Genomic DNA, 7,385 nt, shown 5'->3' with positions numbered 1-7,385 from the left:
GAGACAGCGGAACCGCCGGAACACCCGGCGCTGCCGCAGCCGCCGCGGGCCGCGGCTCCCGCGCCGCAGGCACCGCCGGAGCCCGAGGTCACCGAGGACACCGACGACGCGGGCGACGCCGAGGACACCCCGGGACGGCCCCTGTCCCGCGACGAGCGTTCGCTCGAGGACCGGCTGACGATGACCGATCAGCTGGAGCCGATCGACGACTCGGTCGCGAACATCCGCAAGATCGACGATTCGCTGGCGCGGTTCTCCGCGGCCCACGACGAGCTGGAGGCCGAGGAACGGCAACGCCGGGCCAAGCGGCAGAAGTTCGTCGCCCGCATCGAGCAGACCCGCACCGCGCTGCAGAAGGTGGTCTCCGTCGGCGGCCCGCGCAACGGCCGGAACTCCGCCGACGAGGACGACGAGGAGGACGAGGAGGACTGACGGCCGTACGCCGCTCCTCCGGTGTCCGGGAAACGCCGGGGAAGCGGCGTAGCGAATCGACAGCTCCGGTTCACCGAGGGTTCATCCCGCGATGCGGCGTCCGTGCGGAGCCGGACGTAGAGTGAGCCGCATGCGCGAGGCTTACCACGTCGAACTCGAGAATCTGGCGTCGAGACTGGCCGACATGTGCACTCAGGTCGCGGAGGCGATGGAGCGGGCCACGCGGGCCATGTTGGACACCGACCTCGAACTCGCGGAGCGCGTCATCAGCGACGACACCCTGGTCGACGACGCCCGCGCCGACTGCGAGGAGCAGGCGTACGCGCTGCTGGCGCTCCAGTCGCCGGTGGCGACGGACCTGCGGGTGATCCTGGCCGCGATCCACGCGGCGGAGAGTCTCGAACGCATGGGGGACCTGGCGCTGCACGTCGCCAAGGCGGCCCGCAGGCGGCACCCCGACCCGGTGCTGCCGGACGCCGTGCGGCAGTACTTCGACGACATGGGCCGGGCCTCGGTCCGCCTGGCCCGCCGGGCCGAGCAGGTCATCCGCACCCGCGACGTCGACTCCGCCCGGGCCATCGAGTCCGACGACGACCAGGTCGACGAGATCCACCGGCACCTGTTCAGCGTCATCATGGACAAGGAGTGGGAGTACGGCGTCTCCGCGGCCGTGGACATCACCCTGCTCGGCCGGTTCTACGAGCGTTACGCCGACCACGCGGTGTCGGTCGCCCGGCGGATGGTGTTCGTCGTCACCGGCCGGATGCCCGGGTACTCCACGTCCGACGTCTGAGAACGGTCCCCGAGGAGTCCCCGGTCCCGACGAACGGCACCCGTGCGAGAGGAGCACCGCTGTTCGCCCGCCCGGTGACGCCGGACGTCCGCTTTCGGGTTCACCCTGCGTCACGTCGTGGTGATGTCGCTGTGACGTCCGACCGTTGTCCACCGCCGTTCAGTCGTTGTTCACCGACCCTGCCTCGCGGTGTCACGTCCCGTACCTAGCGTCTGCATCCGTGAGCATCCCCAGCGGTCGGTTCGCACCGACCCAGACCTTTCGGAAGAGAGTTACTGTGCAGCGTTACTCCCTGGGCCGCATTCTCGCCCTCCCGACGGCCGCCGCACTGACACTCGGCATCGCCGCCTGCGGCTCGGCCAACGAGCAGGACACCGGCAGCGGCGACGGTTCGGGCCTGTCGGGGACGATTTCCGGTGCGGGAGCGAGCTCCCAGGAGGCCGCCCAGTCCGCCTGGCAGGCGGGTTTCGTGGAGCGCAACCCCGACGTCACGGTGAACTACGACCCGATCGGCTCCGGTGGTGGCCGTGAGCAGTTCGTCAGCGGCGGATCCGACTTCGGTGGCACCGACGCCTACCTCGACGACGAGGAACTGGCCGGAGCACAGCAACGCTGCGGCCAGGTCGTCGAGCTGCCGACCTACGTCTCCCCCGTGGCCCTGGTGTTCAACGTCGAGGGCGTCGACAACATCAACCTCAAGCCCGACACGATCGCCAAGATCTTCAACCAGGAGATCACCACCTGGAACGCCGAGGAGATCGCCGCGGACAACCCGGACGCGGACCTGCCGGAAACCCCGATCACCCCGGTGAACCGCTCGGACGAGTCCGGCACCACGGAGAACTTCCTCGAGTACCTTTCCGCCGCCGCCCCGGAGGCGTGGCCGCACGAGGTCAGCGGTGACTGGCCGGTCGCCGGCGGCGAGGCGGCGAAGGGCACCTCCGGTGTCGTGCAGGCCGTCCGCAACGGCAACGGCACCATCGGCTACGCCGACGCCAGCCGGGTCGGTGACCTGAGCACGGTGAGTGTCGGAGTCGGTGAACAATTCATCGACTACTCGCCCGAGGCCGCGGCGAAGGTGCTGGAGGTCTCCGAGCGGATCGAGGGCCGTGGTGAGTACAGCTTCGCGTACGACCTCGCCCGGGACACCACCGAGTCCGGCACCTACCCCATCGTGCTCGTCTCCTACGCTCTGGCATGCACGAACTACGACAACGCCGAAACCGGTGAGCTCGTCCGGGCCTACCTCGACTACATGATCAGCTCCGAGGGTCAGCAGGCCGCGGCCGAGAACGCGGGTTCCGCCCCGATCTCCGACTCGCTGCGCGAGCAGATGCAGCCCGCGGTCGAGGCGATCGGCTCCGCGAGCTGACAAGCGAGTGTCCCTGCACGGTTCGGGTGGTCACCTGAATGCCTGTCCCCCGACAGGTCCAGGGTGACCACCCGAACGCCCGTGCCCGGGCGAGAAACGCAGCAAGAAGGGAAGGCAATTGCCCAGCACAGCGGAACGCCCGCGGGCAGGCCGGGCACCCCGGCGACCGGGGGATCGCATCTTCGCAGGGGCCTCCACCGGAGCGGGTGTTCTGATCCTGGTCGTGCTCGCCGGGGTGGCCGCGTTCCTCCTCGTGGAAGCCTGGCCCGCACTCGTCGCCCCGGCCGAGGAGGTTCCCGGCGAGGGCGGGCTGGCCGTCTACGTGTGGCCACTGCTGTTCGGCACCGTGCTCTCGGCGGTGTTCGCGCTCGTCCTCGCCGCGCCGCTCGCGGTGGCGATCGCGCTGTTCGTGACCTACTACGCCCCCCGCCGCATCGCGCAGGGGCTCGGCTATCTCATCGATCTGCTCGCCGCCGTGCCCAGCATCATCTACGGCCTGTGGGGTTTCACCCAGCTCGCGCCGCTGACGGTGGAACCGACCCGGTGGCTGGCGGACAACGTCGGGTTCATCCCGTTCTTCGCGGGCCCGGCCTCGACGACCGGCCGCACGATGCTGGTCGCGATCCTCGTGCTCGCGGTGATGATCCTGCCCATCATCACCGCGGTCGTACGGGAGGCCTTCCGCCAGACGCCGAAACTGCACGAGGAGGCGTCGTTGGCGCTGGGCGCGACCCGCTGGGAAATGATCAAGATGGCGGTGCTGCCGTTCGGGCGGTCCAGCGTCATCGGCGCCTCGATGCTCGGCCTGGGCCGTGCCCTCGGCGAGACGATGGCCGTGGCCATCGTGCTGTCCGTCTCCGGCGGAGTCACGGTCAACCTGATCAGCACCGGTAACCCGTCGACGATCGCGGCGAACATCGCACTCCAGTTCCCCGAATCCACCGGCATCGCGGTCAACACGCTGATCGCCTCCGGTCTGGTGCTGTTCGCGCTGACCCTGCTGGTGAACATGGCGGCCCGCGCGGTGATCGAGCGCCGCAAGGACTTCTCCGGAGCCAACTGATGCCCACACCGACGAGAACCCCCGAGACCGGCGAGACCGATCTCCACGCTCCGCTGGCCGGTGTGCCGTTGACCCACGGCCAGCTCCCGAAGTACGCGCCGTGGGCGGTGCTGGCGCTCGCCACGGCCGCGGGCGTCGGCCTGTGGCTGGTGGGCTGGCACGTCGTGGCCGCCGCGATCGTCGCCGTGCTGGCTCACACCGTCGTGCTCTACAGCTGGTCACGCTCCGTCGAGGGGGCCCGCAAGGCCACCGACCGGCTGGTGACCGCGGTCGTGACCGGGGCCTTCCTGCTCGCTCTGGTGCCGCTGATCTCGGTCGTGATCACGGTGCTGACCAACGGACTGGCTCGGTTCGACGCCGAGTTCTTCACCTACTCGATGCGCGGCGTCCTCGGCGAGGGCGGTGGGGTCTACCACGCCATCACGGGCACACTGATCATCACCGGGCTCGCCACGGCGATCTCGGTCCCGGTGGGGATGCTCACGGCCGTCTACCTCGTCGAGTACGCCCGCGGCAAGCTCGCCAAGGCGATCACCTTCTTCGTCGACGTGATGACCGGCATTCCGTCGATCGTGGCCGGGCTGTTCGCCTACGCGCTGTTCGCGCTGATCTTCGGACCCGGTGTGCGCATGGGCATCATGGGCGCGGTCGCGCTCAGCGTGCTGATGATCCCGGTGGTCGTCCGGTCCACCGAGGAGATGCTCAAGCTGGTCCCCAACGACCTGCGGGAGGCCTCCTACGCGCTCGGGGTGCCGAAGTGGCGCACTATCCTGAAGGTCGTGCTCCCCACCGCCCTGGCGGGCATCGCCACGGGCGTCACGCTCGCCATCGCCCGCGTGATCGGGGAGACCGCCCCGCTGCTGATCACGGTGGGGATCACCTCCGGCGACAACTTCGACCCGTTCGACGGGCGGATGGCCACCCTGTCGGTGTTCGCCTACTACGAGTACGTCAGCCCCGGGACGCCTCCCGGACCGTCGCTGGACCGGGCGTGGGCGGCCGCGCTCCTGCTGATCATCATCGTGATGGCACTCAACCTCGTCGCCCGGCTGATCTCCCGACTGTTCGCACCGAAGACCCGCGGCTGACGCGGGAGACCTGGTAAGGAAGCACTGTGGCAAAGCGCATCGAGGTCAAGGATCTCGACATCTACTACGACAAGTTCCTCGCCGTGCAGGGCGTGTCGATGACCATCCAGCCACGGTCGGTCACCGCGCTCATCGGGCCCTCCGGCTGCGGCAAGTCGACGTTCCTGCGCACTTTGAACCGGATGCACGAGCTCGTGCCGAGCGCGCGGGTGGAGGGTCAGGTCTTCATGGACGACCAGGACCTCTACGCCCCGGACGTGGATCCGGTGCGGGTGCGCACCCAGATCGGCATGGTCTTCCAGAAGGCCAACCCGTTCCCGACGATGTCCATTTACGACAACGTGGCCGCCGGGCTCAAGCTCAACAACAAGCGCGTCCGCCGTGCCGAGATGGACGAGACCGTCGAACGCTCGCTGCGGTCGGCGAACCTGTGGACCGAGGTCAAGGACCGGTTGACCAAGCCCGGGTCGGGCCTGTCCGGGGGCCAGCAGCAGCGGCTGTGCATCGCCCGGGCGATCGCCGTCGAACCGGACGTCCTGCTGATGGACGAACCGTGCTCGGCGCTCGACCCGATCTCCACCCAGGCCATCGAGGACCTGATGCTGGAGCTGAAGGAGAACTACACGATCGTGATCGTGACGCACAACATGCAGCAGGCGGCACGGGTGAGCGACACGACCGGGTTCTTCAACCTCAAGGGCGTCGGCGAGCCGGGCGAGCTGGTGGAGATCGACGAGACCACCACGATCTTCTCGACCCCGCAGAACAAGGCCACCGAGGACTACATCTCCGGCCGGTTCGGCTGAGTCGTCACTCCGGCCGGGCCACCGTCCGCCATGGCCCGGCCGGGGGTGCCGGGGTCAGCCGCCGAGGGAGTACTGCACGTCGGTCTCGACGGTGTCGAAACCCAGTGCGCGGTAGACGGCCACGGCGGGCGCGTTGTCCCCCTCGACGTAGAGCTTCACCTGGTCCAGTCCGCGCCCGCGCAGGTACCGCAGGCCGGCCAACGTCAACGCCCTGCCGAGCCCGCCGCCCTGCGCGGCGGGATCCACGCCGACCACGTAGACCTCGCCGACCGGGGTCCCACCGAACCGGTGCGGGTTCGCCGGATGGATCTTCGTCCAGTGGAACCCGACCAGCTCGCCCTCCGTGTTCTCCGCGAGGAAGAACCCGTCCGGGTCGAACCAGTCCTCCCGCTCGGCCCCGGTCAGCTGCGCCACGTCGAAAGCCGCCTGCTCGGGGTGCCAGTGGAACGCGCGCGCGTTGACCTCCACCATCGCCCGTTCGTCCCGGCCGGGCACGAAGGTCCGCAGGCGGACGCCCTCGGGCAGCCGCGGCTCGGGCCACTTTTGGCGTGCCGACTCCGCCCGCATCACCAGCAGCTCCCGCGCCCGGGTCATCGCGTGCCGCTGCGCGAGCCGCGCCGCCGCCGGGTGGTCCCCGTGCGCCCACACCCGCAACCCGGACGGGACCTGTGCGATAAGCGCGTCCATCATCGCCGCGCCGTGCCCCCGGCGACGGTGGTCGGGATGCACGACGAGTTCGGCGACCCGGCGGCCGAACGCGTCGCCGGCGGCGTCGAGGTGACCGTAGGCGACGAGGACCGCCCCGGTGGCCCTGTCGTCGGTGGTGCTGTCTCCGGCACCGCTGTCGACGTAGCAGAGCAGGTGGTGCGGGCCACGGAACTCCCCCGGGAGCGGGCCCTCGGGCTCCACGTCCGGCCGGCCGTCGGTTCGGCGCGCGGCGAGCAGCAACGCAAGCACCGCGTCGGCACGGGTACCGGTGAGGTCGTCGGCCCACACGAGTTCTCGCATGGGGCCGAGCCTAGCGGCGGCTGGTGATCCTGGTGCGGACCTCGCCCCGATTCCGCCGGGGCGGCACGGACGCCGCACCGCCCGCGTCCGCTCCCTCGGGCACGGGGTCGACGCCACCCGTCGTGCCGGCCTCGGCCGTGCCCGGGGTGTTGTTCCGGTCCGCGGTGTTGTTCCGGTCCGCGGTGGGGTTCTTGCCCGACGCGCTCTTGGGCGGGCGCTCGAACTTGTACCCGACGTTGCGCACGGTACCGATCATCTGTTCGTGCTCGGGGCCGAGCTTGGCGCGCAGCCGCCGCACGTGCACATCCACCGTCCGGGTGCCGCCGAAGAAGTCGTACCCCCAGACCTCCTGGAGCAGCTGCGCCCGGGTGAACACCCGGCCTGCGTGCTGGGCCAGGTATTTGAGCAGCTCGAACTCCTTGTACGTCAGTTCGAGCGTGCGCCTGCGCAGCCGGGCCGTGTAGGTCGCCTCGTCGATCACCAGGTCACCCACCGCAGAGCTTGATCACCGGGGTGGACAGCTCGGCGAGCTGCTCCTGCTGGGCGAGGATGGTGTCCGCCCCCGCCGACAGTTCGATCTCCAGCAGGGCGATGCGGAGCGTGTTCAGCACGGTCGCCAGGGCCAGCCGCCCCGGTAGGCGATGTCCGCGGGCTCGTCGCGCCGCTCCCACAGCCGCAGCACCGGCTCCTTGAGCACGGTGACGTCGGGACGGCTGCTCCCGGACCGTCCCCCCGCGGCTCGGGAGGCGAGTGTGCCGAGCACCGTACGCACGGTGCCGAACCCCTCCGCCGACGGATCCTCCTCGGCTCCGGTCTCGATCAC

The 7,385-nt window shown here is 69.9% G+C and carries 6 protein-coding genes and 3 pseudogenes; 6 read left to right on the top strand and 3 right to left on the bottom strand.

Translation table 11 applies throughout. The annotated features are described in order from the left end of the window. The 6 genes and pseudogenes from SACHA_RS26485 to pstB all read left to right on the top strand — a co-directional run. Positions 1-432: pseudogene (locus tag SACHA_RS26485) on the top strand (hypothetical protein); the annotation flags it as partial. 130 nt (positions 433-562) lie between these two features. After that, entirely contained in the window at positions 563-1,225 is a 663-nt protein-coding gene (gene phoU / locus SACHA_RS0101665) for a phosphate signaling complex protein PhoU (RefSeq protein WP_019806686.1), read from the top strand. A 277-nt stretch (positions 1,226-1,502) separates the two neighbouring features. Further along, a complete protein-coding gene (gene pstS, locus SACHA_RS0101660) occupies positions 1,503-2,597 on the top strand; it encodes a phosphate ABC transporter substrate-binding protein PstS (protein ID WP_019806684.1) in 1,095 nt (364 codons plus the stop codon). Positions 2,598-2,715: 118 nt separating this feature from the next. Next, the gene (gene pstC / locus SACHA_RS0101655) at positions 2,716-3,660 is read left to right on the top strand and encodes a phosphate ABC transporter permease subunit PstC (RefSeq protein ID WP_028662787.1); all 945 of its coding nucleotides are present in this window, start codon (positions 2,716-2,718) and stop codon (positions 3,658-3,660) included. Then, positions 3,660-4,748 (top strand): phosphate ABC transporter permease PstA, encoded by a 1,089-nt coding sequence (pstA, locus tag SACHA_RS0101650; RefSeq protein ID WP_019806681.1) that lies wholly within the window; start codon positions 3,660-3,662, stop codon positions 4,746-4,748. Before pstC ends, pstA begins: the two co-directional genes overlap by 1 nt. A gap of 26 nt (positions 4,749-4,774) precedes the next feature. Next, complete coding sequence (gene pstB, locus SACHA_RS0101645; RefSeq protein ID WP_019806679.1) at positions 4,775-5,554, top strand: phosphate ABC transporter ATP-binding protein PstB; 780 nt, start codon at positions 4,775-4,777, stop codon at positions 5,552-5,554. 54 nt (positions 5,555-5,608) lie between these two features. Here the strand turns inward: pstB and mshD are convergent, their stop codons facing one another. The 3 genes and pseudogenes from mshD to SACHA_RS19790 form a co-directional block, all read right to left on the bottom strand. After that, positions 5,609-6,562, bottom strand: a complete 954-nt coding sequence (mshD, locus tag SACHA_RS0101640; RefSeq protein ID WP_019806676.1) for a mycothiol synthase — start codon at positions 6,560-6,562, stop codon at positions 5,609-5,611. Between the two features lie 10 nt (positions 6,563-6,572). After that, a pseudogene (locus SACHA_RS23555) lies at positions 6,573-7,055 on the bottom strand (winged helix-turn-helix domain-containing protein); the annotation flags it as partial. Beyond that, positions 7,051-7,385, bottom strand: a pseudogene (locus tag SACHA_RS19790) (STAS domain-containing protein); the annotation flags it as partial. The pseudogenes SACHA_RS23555 and SACHA_RS19790, both read right to left, overlap by 5 nt.

Source organism: Saccharomonospora halophila 8 (assembly GCF_000383775.1).
Taxonomy (GTDB): domain Bacteria; phylum Actinomycetota; class Actinomycetes; order Mycobacteriales; family Pseudonocardiaceae; genus Saccharomonospora; species Saccharomonospora halophila.
This window is presented reverse-complemented; position numbering and strand designations above follow the sequence as displayed.